The organism is Thiorhodococcus drewsii AZ1 (assembly GCF_000224065.1).
Taxonomy (GTDB): domain Bacteria; phylum Pseudomonadota; class Gammaproteobacteria; order Chromatiales; family Chromatiaceae; genus Imhoffiella; species Imhoffiella drewsii.
This window is the reverse complement of the sequence record NZ_AFWT01000050.1, coordinates 1-18,255: the sequence shown is the minus strand read 5'-3', so window position 1 is coordinate 18,255 and position 18,255 is coordinate 1. Positions and strand designations below refer to the sequence as shown.

The window sequence follows — 18,255 nt, the reverse complement described above, 5'->3', positions numbered from 1 at the left end:
CTTGAGCGCATCCCATTACACACAAGTCCCGCTGCCGAGGTCTTTGCGTTCAACCGACACCGTAACTTGTTGATCTTGCATGCCTCGACTTGGATTCCGGTGCTCTGTCACCGCTTCGCTAAAATATTATTTATAAAGGAATTTTAGACTTGTGTGTAATGGGATGCCTTGAGCGCCTCACCCGACGAAAACCCAATTTGAACGCTGTTGATCAAGATGTTTTGAAGTGCGGCCTGACAAGGCCGCATGCTCTAGCGGAGGAGAGTCCCGCCTGGATAATCGTGCGCCGCAAGCAGAGTATCGAGCCTTGCGTGATGGTCGGCAACCGTAGGCACAAAAGCAGGTGAGCTGGAAAGGTAGCGGGTGGAGCCGGCCTTGAAGGGATTGAGCCCCGAAAAGCCACGTTGGGAGTACCCAGGGCGTTTCAGATCCCGTATGCGACACTGCGCCTGGTGTGCTGGCGCCTCACGTGGAGACTCCCTGGGGTCTGAGACCGTGTCGAGCCTGACTGAGAGTATGCGGTAACTAGGGAGACCCAAGAGTTCGGTCCGAATGGAGGCGGCAGCTGTGAGCAAGTTTGAAAAGCGAGGACACTGGCGGTGGTGTTTGGAAGCGGAGTCATTCATAAGAGTGAGCGAAGACGCCCGGTAACCCCCATACCCTTACCCATAAGTCGGCCGAACTTGGGGAATCAGAGGCTTACCAGCTCGCTTTTCAGCCTGTTCGGACTCGCACCGCTGAGTAGCAAGACCTCGAAACAGGCACTTGCAGCGCTGCACACGAATCGTCATCTGAGATATGGGTAATGGTATGGGTAACCCGGGTCGAGCAAGGGGTGGCGCGGCGGTTTGAGACAACGCGAGAGCGAGACAACCGGACCGCCGTGGGGTTGATTTCGATATCTAGGGTTCAAACCCCCGCCTTTCAGGCGGGCAGATTTCATCTTCAGCCCTCTCGCTGCTACGGTTGATCCTGGCCCCTGGAGCAACGAGCGGAGAGAGGATGGATTATCGCTACGGTAGCCACACGGTTTTCCGGATTGAGTACCACTTTGTCTGGGTTACCAAGTATCGCTACAAAGTGCTGAGAGGGGACGTAGGGGAGAGGGTTCGCGAATTGGTGCGACAGACCTGCGATGCATTCGAGATCCGAATCCTCAAGGGTGTCGTGAGTGCGGACCATATCCACATACTCGTCTCCGCTCCGCCGGAGATGGCGCCGAGCGAGATCATGCGCAGGATCAAGGGGCGAACGGCCAGCAAGCTCTTCGAGGAATTTCCGGCGCTGAAGAAGCGCTACTGGGGGTGGCACTTTTGGGCGCGTGGATACTTTTGTGCCACCGTTGGCGAGCTGAGCGAGGAGATGATAAAGCAGTACCTGGAGCATCATTTTGAGCCAGACCCAGCGGCTGAATTTCGAGTGGAGCCCTAGACGCGTCGTTCAGTCGACGCGTATCCGGACTTTCAGTCCGTTACTCAAACCCACCGGCTTTTAGCCGGTGGTTGTTTAGTCCGGTCTTGATGTGATGAAGGTTAATTCTTATACTGGTAAATCCGCAGAAAAAATAAACACCATTTTGCGCGCTTTGCCAGATCGCCTTCGTCGAAAAATTAATCACAATGATGCGAGTGGTTTTGATGGGTGGTCAAGCCGGGGTGGGGTCGTTAAGCTGAAGGCCGAATCGCAGCCGATTTATCCAGGGCCGGTATGTCCGCGACCATTTAGGCAGATGTACATCAAAGTGACAGGAGATGTTGCCTTATGTTGTACCGATGATCAATGCCAACATATACCTAGCGAATGCAGGATTTCGGTTCTCAATTACCGATAATCTGGAAGTTCTCAGCAAGCAGCGTGCGCAGTTGGGGCGCATAGAGATCCAGCTCCGCAAAAAACTCTTTGCAGGCTATTCGGAACTCGGCAAACCGCTCGTAATAACGATTGTAAAGCACTTGCTTCTTGAAGAATTTCCAGAATCGCTCGATCAGGTTGAGATTCGGGCTATACGCCGGTAATGGCTCAAGTTGAATGCGGGAGTTCTTCAAGTATTCCGCGACGAGCTTGGATTTGTAGTAGCGGGCGTTGTCGCAAATCACGATGATGCGAGAGGCCGCTGGGTAAGCGCTCTCCAACTGTTTGAGCAAGGCAATCGTAGAAACCGCGTTGATCGTGTTGTCAATGCGGTACGTGAGTTCCAGCGTCTCAATGTTGATCGCGCCGTTGATGTTCAGCCGCTGCCGTCCGGTGTTGCTCTGGATCGCCTGCTGTTTCCCGCGCTTGATCCAGCCGCAGCCAAGCACCGGATTGTGCTGCGGGTGAACCGCGTCCATGAAGACAATCACGTCCTTTTCGGACTTTTTGTCCTTGAAATCCTGGTACTTGGAGACAAACGCCTCCTGAACCTCGACCGGCTGATGCTTGCCTGGCAGCAGCGTCGGTTTCTTGTAGACGTAGCCGAGGCGATGCAGCAGCGCGTTCATGCCGCTGGGTGTGTAGCGCACGTCCCAGCGTTGCTCGACGTAGCGCGCCACGCCCGCTGCAGTTTGATACAGCGTGCTCTGCAGATGCGCATCCAGCTCACGCAACTGGGTGCTATCGAGCAACGCTTCACTGCCCACATAGCTCATGCGCAGCAGCTCATCAAGGCCGCCCTTCTGGTAGCGCTTGAAATAGCTGCGCACCGTCTCAGGGTCCAGCAGCAGTGCATCGGCAATGTCCTTCACCCCACGACCCTGACCAAGCAGAATGACCGCATTGATGCGGTAAGCTTCGCGGATGTCGCGCACCCTGCGGTGGGCCGCTCGCAGCTCAGCTAGCTCTTCATCGCTCAGTCGGTAGTCGTTCATGCGCTGGAGATTACCATGGTGAGCAGACGGTTAACGAGGGAGCCTGAGCCGAAAATTCGTATGAGACGGGTATAGACATGGTGATCCTTAAGAATATATTCAGCCGTGCCAACAAGTGTGTTTCCCTTCAGCGCAACAAGCACGCCGGTCGCGTCAACAACACATCTTCCACCACTGACTCGCGGCTGATAGGTTCTGCGGAGTTCCTTGGTTGCTGTATCTAAGACTTCGAGCCGTGCAAATTCATCTCCTTTCAATATCTCTCTTACTAAAATATCCATTTCATATTCTCCATAAATAACTAATCATGCTATGCGATTTTCCTCTTCGATTCCTCCTGCCGAGTATCAGCCTTTACAGATACTTCCAACCGGAAATCGTCCCTGGAGCTCTGTTGATACAGATTGATGCAAGTATTGATTGAAAGACGCGCTTCCGATATCGCTCTATAATGCTTTTATAATCCGCTTGCCCGCCGAAGGGCAGTAAGGTCACAACCGACTATCGCCTCAAGATTTTCAGTAATTTTTTCCGCACACCAATCCCACCAAGCGATCTCTAACAGCTCACCAATCACACTTTCATCAAATCGATACTTGATGACTTTGGCAGGATTACCACCTACAACAGCGTAAGCGGGAACATCATTCACTACGACCGACTTGCTCGCTATTATTGCGCCACTACCAATTTTGACTCCCGGCATAATTGTAGATTCATAGCCAATCCAAACATCATTCCCAATTTCCGTGTCGCCTTTGAAGGGTAGCTCTCCCTCTTTTGGCATTACCCTCTCCCATCCATTGCCGAATATCTGGAATGGGTATGTAGAAAAGCCAGAAATTTTATGATTGGCGCCATTCATAATAAATTTTACATCTTTTGCAATAGCGCAGAATTTCCCTATTAAAAGCTTATCTCCAATAAATGGAAAATGATAAAGCACATTACTCTCAAATCGGGCGGGGCCTTCAGGATCATCGTAGTAGGTATAGTCACCAACAATGATGTTTTCAGAAGAAATGAAGTTCTTCAAATATCCTACTTGAGGAAATCCCTTCATGGGTTCTTTATCTTCAGGACTTGGACCTTTCAAAAGACACCCCCGATGTGCACGTAAGGTTTACTGACTCTACCAAATCGTGTGGAACATTTTATCTACAACGCCGCCATGGAAACCTGATCTAACAATAACGCTAGCGTTTAATTGCAAGACTTGACACTGATTTTTTACGTCATGAATTAGCGCCTGCAAACTCAAAGTTAATTGCTTTTAGTTTGCATACCATTAGACCTTGATGGGGCCCATCGCACCCAATCACAGCAAAGTATCCGTAAATCTTACACTGGCCTCGAAAAAGATAGAATCTTGAATCATTTTCCTCATTAATTCCAATGATACTGTAACAAATACCCGTACATTTTTCGTATGATGGATGCTCTCCAGCATCTAAGGGTTCAAAGCATTCATCATAGAGAACAAAATACGGCTCAGGATTTTCTGTTACACCATAAAATTTCATTTCATCTATGAATGCATCAATGAAAACAATCCCCCCCTCGTTTTCCGCAATAAACCTCTCGAACTTTGCTGATTTTTCAAAGGATGCTATTTCGCCTTGGAAGATTGGACGCCCCAGAGGGGTTTGATTTGAACCCCATCGTTCAATTCCTATTTTCTTGCGGAATTCTGGAATAACGAGCAATGCTGCGATAAGAGTTAGCAGCGCTATAATAACAAATAAAATATCCAAAAAACGCGCCCCTGTTCCGACTTCATTACTAACGTGTTTTAAGTTGAGACAGGCCACTAACGTACTAGCATAACCCCAGACTGGTACAATATTTTCCCACTTAACCGATCGCACACATCTCAAAAAAGTTCATCAGAAGCACCCACCTCGCATCTTCGACTACAAATCCTCCCCCGAATAAGACCCATTCACCGATTTATTACACACCGGAAAATCCGGAACGATGTTCCCGAGGATGAGACGTTCCAATGCAGGCCAGGTGAACCAGCTGGGGTCGCGGGGGAAGTATCGTGCGATTCGGCTGTCGGTGCTGAAGCGGACGAAGGCGAGGATCTCGCCGCGCCAGCCGTCGATGATTCCGAGGCCCATGGCGCCGGGTGGCGGCGGGCTGAAGGGTGCGGCGATTTCGCCCTCGGGAAGGGCGTCGAGGAGACGGTCGAGCATCCAGAGGCTGGCGCGGACCTCGGCGATGCGCACGGCGACGCGGGCGGAGACGTCGCCGGCGGTCTCGGCTGGAACCTCGACCCGCAGCTGGTCGTAGGGAGCGTAGGGGCTGTCGCGGCGGACGTCGAAGGACTGGCCGCTGGCCTTGCCGACATAGCCGGTGCAGCCCAGCGCCCGGGCGTCCTCGGCGGACAGGATGCCGGTACGCATCAGCCGGTCGTCAAGCGACGGATGGTCCTGGATGACGTCGAACAGCGGTTCGATGACCTTGTGCAGCGCCGCGTGGTCGAGGCGCAGCTGCTGAAAGCCCTCGGGCGTCAGATCCTGGACGACGCCGCCCGGAATCACCGCATCCATCATGAAGCGATGGCCGAAGAGCGCCTGGCTGCGCCGCTGCCACTGCTCGCGCAGCCGGCCGCACTGGGCCAGGGCGAAGGCGAAGCCGACGTCGTTGCAGATGGCGCCGATGTCGCCCAGATGGTTGGCGATGCGCTCGCGCTCGGCCATGAGGGCGCGCAGGAAGAGCGCGCGTGGCGGCACCTCGCAGCCGGCGGCGCGCTCCATCGCCTGACAGGCGGCCCAAGCGTGGGAGACGGTCGAGTCGCCCGAGACGCGACCGGCAAGCCGGGCCAGGCCGGACGCATCGCGACCCACCGCCAGCTTCTCGATGCCCTTGTGGGTGTAGCCGAGCCGCTGCTCCAGTCGCAGCACCTCCTCGCCCATGGCCTGGAAGCGGAAGTGGCCCGGCTCAATGATACCGGCATGCACCGGACCGACCGGAATCTCGTAGACCCCGGCACCCTGGACGCGCACGAAGGGATAGTCGGCGTCCGCCGGGGTGCGGGCCTTGGTCTCGCCACTCAGCGGGAAATCGCTGCGCAGCGGGAAGCGGTCCTCGGGCCAGGCCTGGTGACGGGTCCAACGGCGGCCGTCGGGGTGACCGGTGAAGCTCAGTCCGGTCAGATCCTGGGCATGGCGCTCGAGACGGTCGAGGCCGGGATAGGTGGGGGTGTGCGAGTCGATCGTCGGCCGGTCGAGCGGAACCTGGGTCTCCAGGACCAGATAATCGCCCTCGAGCTCCAGGCAGGCCTGGACCCGCAGCACGCCTGCCTCGCCCTCGGCATCGAGCGGATCGGCCCAGAGCCCGGCGTGGCGCAGTCCCATGGACGCCGCCAGACGCGCCGCCATCCCCCAGGCCTCGGGGTCGAGCAGGAAACGGCGGGCCGGTGCCAGGACGTCGGGATCCGCATCGCGCTCGCCGGCCCAGCCGTAGGCCGGCCGAACCAGATATTCGGACAGCCACTCGAAGCGGTTCTGGGTCTCGCTCACAGCAGATGCCCCCCGGTGATGAGCTGGGTCGCGCGGTCCAGCCAGGCGGACAGCACGTCCGGGATCGCCAGACCCAGCCAGAGCACCAGCCCCAGATGGAAGTAGACCGGCAGCATGTTGGCCTCGACCGGACGCTGCCCCTCGGGCGCGGCGCCGTAGACCATGGGATGCAGATGCCGGAAGAGCCCGGCGAAGGCGACCGCCAGACCGCTCAGCAACACCACCGTAAACCAGGGCTGCGACTGCATGGTGGCGGTCAGCAGCAGGAACTCGCTGGTGAAGACCCCAAACGGGGGGAAGCCGGCGATGGCGACCACGCCGAACAGCAGCGACCAGCCGATGGCCGGCTGGGTGCGGATCAGCCCGCGGATGCGGTCGATCGACTGGGTGCCGGCGACATGGGTCGCATGCCCCACGGTGATGAAGATGGCCGACTTGGTCAGCGAATGCACCAGCATGTGCAGCAGCGCCCCGAAGGTGGCGAGCGGCCCGCCCAGACCGAAGGCGAAGGTCATGAGCCCCATGTGCTCGATCGAGGAATAGCTGAACATGCGCTTGATGTCGCGCTGGCGGTGCAGGAAGAGCCCGGCGACCAGGAAGGAGACCAGGCCGAATCCCATCAGCAGGGCGCCAGCCAGGTGGGGCGTCGCGGTCTCGGCCAGGGATCCGTCGACCAGCATTTTGAGCCGCACCACGGCATAGAGCGCCACGTTCAGCAGCAGCCCCGAGAGCACCGCCGACATGGGCGTCGGTCCCTCCGAATGGGCGTCCGGCAGCCACTGGTGCATGGGCACCAGACCCACCTTGGTCCCGTAGCCGACCAGCAGGAAGACGAAGGCGATGCGCATCACGGTCGGGTCCAGATCGTGCGAGCGCTCGTAGAGCGCGCTCCAGGTTAGCCCCGTGCCCGGATCCGCCATCACGTGCTGGGCGGCGAAATAGGTCAGCACGGTCCCGAACAGCGCCAGTGCGATGCCCACGCCGCAGAGGATGAAATACTTCCAGGCCGCCTCGACCGCCTCGGGCGTGCGGTAGAGCGACACCAGCAGCACGGTCGCCAGGGTCGCGCCCTCGACCGCCACCCAGAGCACGCCCAGGTTGTCCGTCGTCAGGGCCACCAGCATGGTCAGCATGAATGCCTGATACATGCCGTGATAGACGCGCAGACTCCAGGCGCTGATCCGCCCGCTCGCCTGGACGTGACGCATGTAGGGCCGCGAAAAGATGCCCGTGGTCAGCCCCACGAAGGCGGTCAGCACCACCAGATAGACGTTGAAGGCATCGACCCGGAAGCCCATCCCGGCCACCGAGCCCAGATGCCAGACCGACCAGGCCAGCCCCAAGGATCCGGCCAGCGTCAGGGCCGACACGCCCAGATTCAGCCACCCGGCCGGGCCGGGCGAGCGCATGAGGATGAGGACCAGACCGCCGATCAGAGGCGTCAGAAGCGTCAGAGACAACGAGGTCATTTTTGGAGCCTCCAGCCGCCAGCCTCCAGCGGCCAGCTGTAATGGGGAAGCTTCCAGCTTCCAGCCTCCAGCTGCCAGCTATCATGGAAGACGCTCTTCCCTCCCCGCAAAGAACCCACCGAGGCGAATCTCCCGCTCTCACGTCCGCACAGCACCCTCTGGCTGGAAGCTGGAGGCTGGAGGCTGGAGGCTAAAAACTGGATGCTGGCAGCTATCCCAATCATCGTGTCTCCTCCGTCTCCGTCAGCCGGTTGAGCCGGTCGACGTCGAGCGAGTCGATGCTCTCGCGGATTTGGAAGAAGAAGACGCCGAACAGGACCATGGCGACCAGGACGTCGAAGGCGACGCCCAGCTCGACCACCAGGGGCATGCCGGCGGTGGCCGAGACGGCGGCGAGGAAGAGACCGTTCTCCATCGACATGAATCCCAGCACCTGGGCCACCGCCTGCTGGCGGAAGACCATCATCAGCAGACCGATCAGCACCACCGCCAAGCTCACCGCGATGATGTTGCGGGTGAAGGCCAGGCCGTTGGCAACCATGGGCTCCACCACCCAGTAGCTGAAGATCACCAGCACCACGGCGGCCATGATGACCAGCGCCGGACGGCTCAGGGTCTCGGACTGGCGTTCCAGTCCCAGACGCCGGGTCATGCGGTGCAGCATCGCGGGGATGAGCATCGCCTTGAGCCCGAGGGTCAGGGCCGCCGAGAAATAGAGATGGTGCGCGTGGCCGGCGAGCGCGACCGTCAGGGTCACCGCCGCCACCAGCGCGCCCTGCCAGGCGAAGACGCGGATGGCCGCGATCAGCCGGGTCTGGGACAGCAGCACGAAGGACAGGAAGAGCGCCAGTGCCGCCAGCAGCAGCACGAACTGCTGCAGCAGGGTCAGGACCGTCAGACTCATGCGCCCACCTCCAGGATGACGTGGCTCAGCAGACCCAGCAGGGCCAGCAGCAGGGCCAGGTTGAGGAAGCCGGGCACGCGGAACAGACGCATCTTGGCCAGGACCGTCTCGCCCGCCGCCAGCAGTGCGCCCAGCACCAGCAGCTTGAGCAGCACCACGGCCAGACCCGAGCCGAGCGCCAGGACACCGAAGTTCGCCCCCACGCCCCAGGGGAAGAAGACATTGACGATCAGCACCCCGTAGAGCAGCAGCTTGATCTGGGCCGCCCATTCCATGAGCGCCAGGTGGCGGCCGCTGTACTCGAGCAGCATGGCCTCGTGGATCATGGTCAGCTCCAGGTGGGTCGAAGGATTGTCGACCGGGATGCGGCCGCATTCGGCCAGGGCCACCAGGACCAGTGCGCCGAAGGCGAAGAGATAGGAGGGACGCAGCAGGAAGCCGTCGGCCAGGTGATGTGCCATGACGCTCTGCAGACTGGTGCTGTGGGCGGTCATGGCCAGGGTGAAGACCGCCATCAGCATGGCCGGCTCGGCTAGGGCCGAGACCAGCATCTCGCGCGAGGCGCCCATGCCGCCGAAGGCGGTGCCCGCGTCCATCCCGGCCAGGGCGAGGAAGAAGCGGGCCAGGGCCAGCAGACCGACCAGCACGATGATGTCGGCCACCGCCGCGATCGGCAGGTCGAGCGCGACCAGAGGCACGGTCGCGGCCGCCAGCCAGGTAGCGACGAAGACGATGTAGGGCGCGACCCGGAACAGCTCGGAGGCGGTGTGGGCGACCCGAGTCTCCTTGATCAGCAGCTTGCGCAGATCGGCATAGGGCTGGAACACCGAAGCCCCGCGCCGGTTCTGCAGTCGCGCCTTGACCTTGCGCACCCAGCCGACCAGCAGCGGGGCCAGGGCCGGATAAAGCAGGGCCTGCAACAGTGCGACGAGCCAGGCGGACATCAGACGCCTCCTCCGGGACGGACGAACATCATGAGATGATCCATAGCAGCACCAGCAGCGTGGCGAGGGTCCAGCCCAGATAGACACGGACGTTGCCCGACTGCAGTTTGACGACGCGCCGCGAGGCCGATTCCACCGCGCGCGCCACCGGCTGATAGAGCAGTCCCCAGGCGCGGTCGCCGATCTTGAGCCGGTAACGCGGGGCGGCATCCTCGGGCTGCGGGCGGGATTCCTCTATTTCGAACAGCAGGGCGAAGACGCGCCGAATCGGCTGGGCGAAGGAGGTCGCCGTGTATTGCATGTGCGGATCGGGCGGGGCGAAGCCGCAATCCCAGGGATCGCAGCGGCGGATGCGGCGCACCTTACCGCGTCTGAACCACCAGATAGCGAATCCGGCGATCAGGGCGAGCAGCAGGATCGAGATGGGCGCGCTGTAGCTGGCCGTCTCGGGCGCGATGGGCGTCAGCCACAGCCAGCCCTGGGCGCCGGCCTGGGGCACGCCGCTGCCGACCATCAGCTCGGCGACCGGATCGATGAGGGCGATGATCTGGGTCGGCAGCACGCCGAACAGCAGACAGAGTCCGGCCAGCAGACCCAGCCCAGCGCGCATCCCGTGCGGCACCGGCCGTGCGCGGCGGACGTGGCGCGAGCGCGCCTGGCCCAGGAAGGCGACACCGTAGACCTTGACGAAGGTGGCCGCCACCAAAGCCCCGGTCAGGGCCAGCACCGCCGAGGCGATGGGGATGAGGCTGCGCAGCACGCCGCTCTCCAGCTGCCAGGCCTGGAGCGCCGCCTGGAAGGTCAGCCACTCGGAGACGAAGCCGTTGAAGGGCGGCAGCGCCGAGATGGAGACGCAGCCGACGAGGAAGAAATAGCCGGTCCAGGGCATGCGCCGCAGCAGACCGCCCATCTGCTCCAGGTCGCGCTCGTGAGCGCTGTGCTGGATGGCCCCGGCGCCCAGAAACAGCAGACCCTTGAAGAGTGCGTGGTTGATGACGTGATAGAGGGCGGCGACGAAGGCCAGGGCCGCCAGGGTCGGATGATCCGTGCCCTGGAACAGCAGCCCCAGCCCCAGGGCGATGAAGATGATCCCCAGGTTCTCGACCGAGGAATAGGCCAGCAGCCGCTTGAGATCGGTCTGCATCAGGGCGAAGAGCACACCCATGAGCGCCGAGACGCTGCCGACCACGAGCAGCGCCACGCCCCACTGCCACTGGACCTGACCGATCAGGTCGTAGACGACCCGGATGAAGCCGTAGACCGCCACCTTGAGCATGACGCCCGACATGAGCGCCGAGATGTGCGAAGGCGCGACCGGATGGGCCTCCGGCAGCCAGGCATGCAGCGGAACCAGACCCGCCTTCATGCCGAAGCCGAGGAAGGCCAGCCCGAAGGCCAGGCTCGCCCACAGCGGAGACAGCTCGGCCGCACGCATGGAGTCGAAATCGAAGCCGTGCCCGAAGGCCGCCAGCACCCCGAACCCAAGCAGAATGGCGAGCCCGCCGATATGGGCCATCAAGAGATAGAGGAAGGCGGCGCGGCGGTTGGCGGCGTTCTCGTGCTGGAAGGCGACCAGGAAATAGGAGGACAGGGACATCAGCTCCCAGGCCACCATGAAGAGGAAGGCGTCGTCGGCCAGCACCACCAGCAGCATGCCGACAAGGAAGAGTCCGGTGAAACCACCGAGCGCGGCGAGCGAATCGCGACCGCGCTCGAACCCGCGCACGTAGGAAGGACCGTAGAGCCCGACCGCGCAGGTCACCAGCCCCATCACCAGCAGGAAGAACCCGGAGAGCGCGTCCATCCGCAGGTGCCAGGGCATCCAGGGCAGACCGAGCGGCAAGGTGGTCGAGGCGCTGCCGTCACCGAGCAGGGCGAACAGTCCGGCGAACGTCGTCGCCAGCCCGGCCAACCCCAGCAGCGGCATGGACGCGACACGCAGGATCCGAGGCTCACGGCCGGCGAAGAGCGCGACGCCGGCGGATCCCAGGGCCAGCACCACCGCCAGGCCCGCCAGTAGCAGGGCGAAATAGAGGCTCATGAGGTCTCGTCCGTCCCCGGCGCGACCTTGAGGCGCACACCGCGTCCGCCGCCGGGGCTGACCGCGCCCTCCCCGATCAATTCCAATCCAGCCCGTTCGAACGCATCGACCAGCTTGACCAGCGAATCGACATTGCCGCGCACCTGACCCTGGCTCGCCTCCATGCGCTGGATGGTGGGCAGGGAAAGACCCGCCGCCTCGGCGAGCTGACGCTGATCGATACCGAGCAGCGCGCGCGCCGCCCGAATTTGCGAGGCAGTAATCATGTTTCAAACATCACTACTGATGTGGAAGGATTAATAATATGCCTTCCAGACTTTATCGGGCAAGGGGTGGAGCACGCCCGAAGCGTCGGCGACGCGAATGCATTCGCACCGACAGGGCGCGACTTAGACTGCGCGAACCTGACCTACGAGAAACGTTGGTGCGAATGCATTCGCACCAACATGGATTGCGCCATGGGAAGTCCCGAACCTCAGGCAACCTCGAAGCGGTCGTTGGGGCGATCCTGGAGGAAGACCTGTTCGAAATCGCCCGTCTTGCCCTGTTCGAACCAGTCCCGTCCGGTCTGGCGGCAAGCGTCGCAGGCGTGCGGCGGGATATGGATGGCGAGCACCGGGACGCCCTGGTCGGTAACCGATTCGATGCGGAGCGCGCCGCCGCAGTCATCGCACAGACGGATCGCCTCTTCCTGGCGCTCCAGAATGCCCGAGGTGTCGTATTGGACCTGGCGGCTGCGGCGCAGAATGGTCTGGCCGTTCGCACGCAGGGCCGCGCGCCGGTCGTGGCGCTCGTTCCAGTTGCGCCGCGTGATTTCGCCCAGACGGCGCACATAGTCGGTGACCTCGGGCGGCTGGGCGATGGACTCTGGGCAGAGGTCGGGCTCGATCACATGGCTGTAATCCACCCCAGCCATGGACAGGATGATGCCCATGTTGACATAGGGCAGCGCACCTTCGATCGAATAGCCACCTTCCAGCACGGCGATATGGGGCTTGAGCAGACGCGTCAGCTCGGCATAGCCCTGAGCCGTGAAATTCATATTGGTCAGGGGGTCGCTGTAATGGTTGTCCTGACCGGCCGAGTTGACGATCAGCTCGGGCTCGAACTCTTCGAGGATCGGCAGCACGGTGTCGCGAACGATCTCCAGATAGCCCGCGTCCGAGGTGTTGGGCGGCAGCGGGATGTTGATCGTCGTACCCAGTGCGTTGGGTCCGCCCTGCTCCTCGGGGAAACCCAGTCCGGGATAGAGGGTGCGTCCGTCCTGATGCAGTGAGATGAAGAGCGTATCCGGGTCGTGCCAGTAGATGTCCTGGGTGCCGTCGCCGTGATGGCAGTCCGTATCGATGATCGCGACCTTGCGGATGCCGTAGCGCTGGCGCAGCGCCTCGATCATGATGGCCTCGTTGTTGACCTGGCAGAAGCCGCGTCCACCCCGGACCATGCGCATGGCGTGATGGCCGGGCGGGCGGACCAGGGCGAAGCCGCGCTCGATCTCGCCATCGAGCACCGCGCGGCCGATAGTCATGGCCCCACCGGCGCTGATGAAGTGCGACTCGGTCATCGCCGACTCGACGTCCGGCACGCAGAAGTGCACGCGCTGCACGTCCTCAATGGTTGCCAGCTCCGGTCTGAGCTCGACGATGCCCTCGATGTCGAGGATGCCTTCCTCGAACACCTGATCCTGCGTATAGAGCAGACGTTCCTCACGCTCGGGATGAGTCGGACTGATGGCCCAATCGAAGGCCGGAAAGAAGACCAGGCCGGTCTTGCGGGGTGCCTTCAACATCCTTCGCTCCGGAATAGGCGGCTGGACGCCGAACCAGGGAGCCGATAGCCGTGGATGAGCCCCGGCTTGATCTGAAGGCTCACCCGGATATTGCGTCCGGTAGTAGAGAAGCCGTTGACGATGTTGAACTGGATGTCCTCGGTCAGCTCCAGATCCATATCCTCGTCGTCCGCGCCGGATTCGATAGCCAGGTTGCGCAGTGCCTCGCTTGCCTGACGCAGTGCATCGACCCGCGTGTAGTGACGGTCGCAACGCCACTGGGCGTCGCTGTTCGAGACGCTGACCAGACCGCGCTCGGTATCGGCCACCAGGCTGACCTCACAGGTGGTGCGCGCCATGGCGGCGCCGATGGCGTTGGCCACGCCCCAGTCAGGCACCAGCGATACCTTCATGCTCGACCGCGCGGCCAGATAGGGCGCGAAATGCTCGGCCGGCCCGCCCAGCACCAGGAGACGTGTCGGACGGATGCGGTAGCCGTCCAGCATCTCGTGGATGGTATAGACGGGCTGGGCGTTGACCTGCTCCACCATCTCGTCGACGGCCGCCAGGATGCGGTCACAAGCGGTCTCGATGAGGGTCTGCGCAGCGGCATGCTCGTCCAGGCCGAGCCTCTCGCCGATCTCGGTGACTCCGGCGGTGGCCCGCGCGGCGTCGCCTGCATTCAGCTCGCCGAGGGTCACGAAGGCATCGGTCGGCGTGACCTCGGGGCCGCCGAAGGCGCGCGGCGGACCGCAGCGGTCGGGTCCGATCGCCAGCTGGCCATCGCTGACCTGAATGTGGCTGTCGCCACCGATCCCGATCGAACTGGTCTGCAACGAACGGATCAGGGTCTTGAAGCGTCCGAAGGCGATGCCGACCGGCTGCAGCAGCGGAACGCCGCCGACCAGGATGGCAATGTCGGTGGTGGTCCCGCCGATGTCGAGCACCACCACGTCCTCCTCGGCCGGAGCGGCTGGGATGGCGCCCATGATGCTGGCCGCCGGTCCCGAGAGCACGGTCTGACCGGGCGCGTCGATGGATGCCTCCAGACTCATGGTGCCGCCGTCGGCCTTCATGATGTGGACTGGGGCGCTCAGGCCCTTCTCGCGCAGCGCACCGCCCACCGCCTCGAAGAAGGCGCGATGGATCGGGTAAACCGAGGCGTTGAGGAACGTCGTGGCGATGCGGCGCGGAAAGCTGAGATGCCCCGAGGTTCGATGCCCCATGAAGACACGCTCGACATAGGGCTCGACCAGCTCGGCGATGCGCACCTCATGCGCCGGATTGCGGCAGGAGAACTTGCCGACCACGGCCACCTGGCGGATACCGCGCTCGCGGAACCCGGCGGCAATCGCAACGATCTCGTCTGGATCGACCGGCTGGATCTCGCGTCCGCGATGATCGATGGCCCCGGCGACCACGTGATAGTCCGGCCCGGTGCGATGGACCTCGGGATCCAGCCCGGGTCCGGAGCAGACGATCATGCCGACGGGCTCCACCCGATTGCGAACGATGGCGTTGGTGGTAAGCGTCGTGCTGAGCACGATGCGCGTGATGCAGCCCGGATCCGTTCCCTCCAAGATGAGATCGAGTCCAGCCAACACGGAGCGGAACAGATCGGTCTCGTCGGTCGAAACCTTGGCCCGTTCGACCACTCCCCGGCAGTCGAGCAAGACGGCATCCGTATGGGTACCGCCGACATCCAATCCTATGATCATGATTTCACGCTGTTCACGGAAGAGTCACATAGCCAGCCATCCTACACCCCACCCCAAGGCTGCCCGCAATCTCCCAAATGGGTTGTTGCATAATCATTGACAAACACAATACGTCAGCGCAAGTGCCGGAACAACGGTGAGTTTAGGCGTCGTCCATGCCCTGCCCGTAGCCGGGATGAAGCGCGAACTCGCGGAGAGGCTCAGCCCGCCAGGGTCCGATAGAGCTCGGCGTAACGCGCCATGATCGCCTCGCGGCCAAACTCCTGCTCGACCCGCTCGCGACCACGTTCTGTCATCGCGCGCATCAGCGAGGAATCCGTCAGCGTCTGCTCGATGCCCTGGGCCAGCGCGAGCGCATCCTCGCAGGGCACGCACCAGGCGTCCTCGCCGTGACGGGCCAGCTCGCGTGCGCCTCGGAAGTTGGCCGTGACCAGCGGCCGGTCCCAGGCCCATGCCTCCAGGATGACGTTGCCCAGGGTTTCGGCGTCGAGCGAGGGGAAGACGACCAGATCGGCCATCTGCAGATAGGGGGCGGGATCGCGCTGCCAGCCGGTCCAGAGAACACGACCCTGCTGACCGAGCTGTTCGGCCTGCCGTTGCAGCTCGGGGCCGAGCGGACCGTCCCCGACCATGAGCAGACAGAGCGGACGTCCGGCGATGCTCGCGGGCAGACGCGACATGGCCTCGATCAGATAGCGCTGCCCCTTTACCGGGACCAGACGTCCCAGCGTCACCAACACCCAGGCATCCTCCGGCACGCCATGCGCGGCACGACACGCAGCGACCCGCTCGAACGGCAACGGGCGCGCCGGATCGGCGAAATTGTAGATATGGTGGACCCGTTCGGCCGGCAGTCCATTGCGGACCATCCAGTCGCACAAACCCTTGGTATTGCCGATCCAGGCATGGGCGTGACGGTAGGGATCCAACGCGTAATAGCCGCCGAGACGCGAGACATGCACCGGCCCGCCACGTTCGGGCAGATGGGTGAGCCGGGTCGCGCGTCCCATGTAGGTCTGGACGATGTCGGGCCGGACCTGGCGAATCAGCCGGCTCACCGCATGGCGCGACCAGGGATCCCAGGTGGTACGGAAGGGCAGACGATGGAGCGGCAGGGATCCGAAATCGAGCCCATCCAAGGCGCTCCCGGCGCGAAACGCCAACTCGGCCGGCGCGCCGCGCTCGGCAAGCGCGGCGGAAAAGCGGATGAACCAGCGTTCGGCACCGCCGAGTTCCTTGCTGGCCACCATCTGTAAGGTCTTGGGTTCGGACATGGGCATCGGAATCCTTGGGGATCGCATAATGAGACCCTGGAGGACCCAAGATAGCCGACTGGAGCCGCTGGGGCTATTTGCCGGAGGCACCCGTTATCTGTAGTAAGATCCAGACAGGTCGTAAAGTCGCCGGAGACCACAACGCGCCCCGGCCGACAACGAACGGCGGCAATCCACGGAATGCTCAGGCACACTGAGCACTCCGGCGAACCGAAGGAGCCACCCCTCCCTTTGACCAGATATCCGATGCACCCCGCGTCGCTGGCGCCCACCACGCCACGGTTTGCCGACGACCCGGGCATCAATCCCGCGCTGGCGGCCTGCATCGAGAGCGCTACGGTCCGCAGCTACCCCAAGGGAGCGATCCTCATGAGCGAGGGCGATCCGGGCGGATTCTTGCTGCTGGTGCTGTCAGGACGGGTCAAGGTCTACAACAGCGACGAAAAGGGCCGGGCGCTGGTGCTCGACGAGTGCGGACCCGGCGAGATCCTGGGCGAGATCGCAATGGACGGAGGCACCCGCTGCGCCTCGGTCATGACCACGGAGACGACGCGCTGCGCCATGCTCTCTCACGCGGAGCTCAGCAAACGCCTCACGGCCGACCCGGCCCTGGCCATGGCGCTGATCGAGCTGCTGATCCAGCGAGCGCGTGCCGCCACCCACCGGGCCAAGGAGCTCGCCCTCGCCAACGTGTATCAGCGGGTCGCCAGGCTCCTGGAATCGCTCGCCCAATCCCAGGCCGAGGGGGACGTCAAGGTCTGCCACGGACTCAGCCGCCAGGACATCGCCGACCGTGTCGGGGCCTCCCGCGACATGGTCCGACGGGTCTTCAACACGCTGATCGAAGGCAATTACCTAGAGGTCGAAGGGCGTAATATACGCCTCCTGAAGAAGCTTCCAGCGGATTGGTAGCGAAACACCGCCGCTAGCACTGGCCGATCGGAGCCCCCGGAGGACTTTGGCGCGCGCGGCACCAGGCTCACTCAGCGCACGTTCACCGGAGCGTCTCGACAATGATCGCGGTCCCTCGAGCACTCACAGCCCTTTCCGAGCGGCGACGCGAAGAACGCGGCGCAGCGCGCCTGCTGCCGCCGCTGCTGGGCGCCGGGCTGCTGCTCCTGATCGCGGCCGCAGAGGGAATCGCCGCAGCCGGTTGCGCGGACTCGACGGCCCGGCTCGTCTCCGCCGAGGGCTCGGTCTCCCGGCGCGAGGGCTCCACGGGTCCCTGGACCCCAGTCTCCCCCGGCGCGGGTCTGTGCGAGGGCGACACCCTGCGCACCGGCCGCAACAGCCGGGCGGCCGTGCGCTTCGTCGCGGCGGACACCCAGATCCGTCTCGATCAGTCGACCACCCTGCGGATCCTTCCGCCCGACAGCGCCTCCAGCGACGGGCACCTGGACCTCATCGAGGGCGCCGCGCGCTTCTTCAGCCGGGTCAAGCGCCGGCTGCATATCGACACCCCCTTCGCCAACGCCCTGGTGGACGGCACCGAGCTCCTGGTGCGCGTGGATCCGGAGCGGACCCGGGTGGACCTCTTCGAGGGCAGCCTGCTGGTCGCCAACGCGCGCGGACAGCTGCGTCTGAGCGCCGGTCAGGGCGCGAGCGCGGGCCGCGGCGAGGCGCCCCGGCTCTATCGCCTGCTCGATCCCAAGGACGCGGTGCAGTGGGCGATCTCCTACGAGCCCATGCTCTCGGCGCTCCTCTGGAGCCGCCAAGACGCGGGCGACGGAGCGGCTTCCGAGCGGCTGCGCGAGGCCCGCCGGC

General features: G+C 62.7%; 16 protein-coding genes. 3 read left to right on the top strand and 13 right to left on the bottom strand.

The features are described 5' to 3' along the window. Positions 1-1,002 precede the first annotated feature (1,002 nt). On the top strand, positions 1,003-1,431 hold the full coding sequence (tnpA, locus tag THIDRDRAFT_RS20925; RefSeq protein ID WP_007042917.1) for an IS200/IS605 family transposase: 429 nt from the start codon (positions 1,003-1,005) through the stop codon (positions 1,429-1,431). A 386-nt stretch (positions 1,432-1,817) separates the two neighbouring features. On the opposite strand, the gene THIDRDRAFT_RS20920 is transcribed toward tnpA, so the two are convergent. The 13 genes from THIDRDRAFT_RS20920 to THIDRDRAFT_RS20865 all read right to left on the bottom strand — a co-directional run bounded on the left by THIDRDRAFT_RS20920 (position 1,818) and on the right by THIDRDRAFT_RS20865 (position 16,491). Beyond that, positions 1,818-2,846 carry an IS630 family transposase gene (locus THIDRDRAFT_RS20920; protein WP_007042916.1) on the bottom strand — a complete coding sequence of 343 codons (1,029 nt, stop codon included), beginning with the start codon at positions 2,844-2,846 and terminating at the stop codon, positions 1,818-1,820. Then, on the bottom strand, positions 2,843-3,127 hold the full coding sequence (locus THIDRDRAFT_RS25910) for a hypothetical protein (RefSeq protein ID WP_007042915.1): 285 nt from the start codon (positions 3,125-3,127) through the stop codon (positions 2,843-2,845). The genes THIDRDRAFT_RS20920 and THIDRDRAFT_RS25910 overlap by 4 nt, the downstream gene beginning before the upstream one ends. 176 nt (positions 3,128-3,303) lie before the next feature. Next, positions 3,304-3,942 carry a Vat family streptogramin A O-acetyltransferase gene (locus THIDRDRAFT_RS20915; protein ID WP_040845677.1) on the bottom strand — a complete coding sequence of 213 codons (639 nt, stop codon included), beginning with the start codon at positions 3,940-3,942 and terminating at the stop codon, positions 3,304-3,306. 139 nt (positions 3,943-4,081) lie between these two features. Beyond that, positions 4,082-4,714 carry a hypothetical protein gene (locus THIDRDRAFT_RS25905; RefSeq protein WP_139058847.1) on the bottom strand — a complete coding sequence of 211 codons (633 nt, stop codon included), beginning with the start codon at positions 4,712-4,714 and terminating at the stop codon, positions 4,082-4,084. 45 nt (positions 4,715-4,759) lie between these two features. Beyond that, positions 4,760-6,373, bottom strand: coding sequence for a hydrogenase large subunit (locus tag THIDRDRAFT_RS20910; RefSeq protein WP_007042913.1), 1,614 nt, complete (start codon positions 6,371-6,373; stop codon positions 4,760-4,762). Further along, positions 6,370-7,842 (bottom strand): hydrogenase 4 subunit F, encoded by a 1,473-nt coding sequence (locus THIDRDRAFT_RS20905; protein WP_007042912.1) that lies wholly within the window; start codon positions 7,840-7,842, stop codon positions 6,370-6,372. The genes THIDRDRAFT_RS20910 and THIDRDRAFT_RS20905 overlap by 4 nt, the downstream gene beginning before the upstream one ends. 220 nt (positions 7,843-8,062) lie before the next feature. Next, on the bottom strand, positions 8,063-8,746 hold the full coding sequence (locus THIDRDRAFT_RS20895) for a hypothetical protein (RefSeq protein WP_007042910.1): 684 nt from the start codon (positions 8,744-8,746) through the stop codon (positions 8,063-8,065). Next, positions 8,743-9,690: a respiratory chain complex I subunit 1 family protein gene (locus THIDRDRAFT_RS20890; RefSeq protein WP_007042909.1), complete on the bottom strand. Its 948-nt coding sequence runs from the start codon at positions 9,688-9,690 to the stop codon at positions 8,743-8,745. Before THIDRDRAFT_RS20890 ends, THIDRDRAFT_RS20895 begins: the two co-directional genes overlap by 4 nt. 28 nt (positions 9,691-9,718) lie before the next feature. Next, a complete protein-coding gene (gene hyfB / locus THIDRDRAFT_RS20885; RefSeq protein ID WP_007042908.1) occupies positions 9,719-11,731 on the bottom strand; it encodes a hydrogenase 4 subunit B in 2,013 nt (670 codons plus the stop codon). Then, positions 11,728-11,997: a helix-turn-helix domain-containing protein gene (locus tag THIDRDRAFT_RS20880; protein WP_007042907.1), complete on the bottom strand. Its 270-nt coding sequence runs from the start codon at positions 11,995-11,997 to the stop codon at positions 11,728-11,730. Before THIDRDRAFT_RS20880 ends, hyfB begins: the two co-directional genes overlap by 4 nt. A gap of 209 nt (positions 11,998-12,206) precedes the next feature. Next, on the bottom strand, positions 12,207-13,520 hold the full coding sequence (locus THIDRDRAFT_RS20875) for a histone deacetylase family protein (RefSeq protein ID WP_007042906.1): 1,314 nt from the start codon (positions 13,518-13,520) through the stop codon (positions 12,207-12,209). Beyond that, positions 13,514-15,217: a hydantoinase/oxoprolinase family protein gene (locus THIDRDRAFT_RS20870; RefSeq protein ID WP_007042905.1), complete on the bottom strand. Its 1,704-nt coding sequence runs from the start codon at positions 15,215-15,217 to the stop codon at positions 13,514-13,516. The genes THIDRDRAFT_RS20875 and THIDRDRAFT_RS20870 overlap by 7 nt, the downstream gene beginning before the upstream one ends. 200 nt (positions 15,218-15,417) lie before the next feature. Continuing rightward, positions 15,418-16,491 carry a glycosyltransferase gene (locus THIDRDRAFT_RS20865; protein ID WP_040845675.1) on the bottom strand — a complete coding sequence of 358 codons (1,074 nt, stop codon included), beginning with the start codon at positions 16,489-16,491 and terminating at the stop codon, positions 15,418-15,420. A gap of 246 nt (positions 16,492-16,737) precedes the next feature. On the opposite strand from THIDRDRAFT_RS20865, the gene THIDRDRAFT_RS20860 reads away from it, so the two are divergent. Beyond that, complete coding sequence (locus THIDRDRAFT_RS20860; RefSeq protein WP_007042903.1) at positions 16,738-17,403, top strand: Crp/Fnr family transcriptional regulator; 666 nt, start codon at positions 16,738-16,740, stop codon at positions 17,401-17,403. A 101-nt stretch (positions 17,404-17,504) separates the two neighbouring features. Next, positions 17,505-18,255 (top strand): FecR family protein (locus THIDRDRAFT_RS20855; protein ID WP_007042902.1); only part of this gene is annotated, 751 nt, incomplete at its 3' end.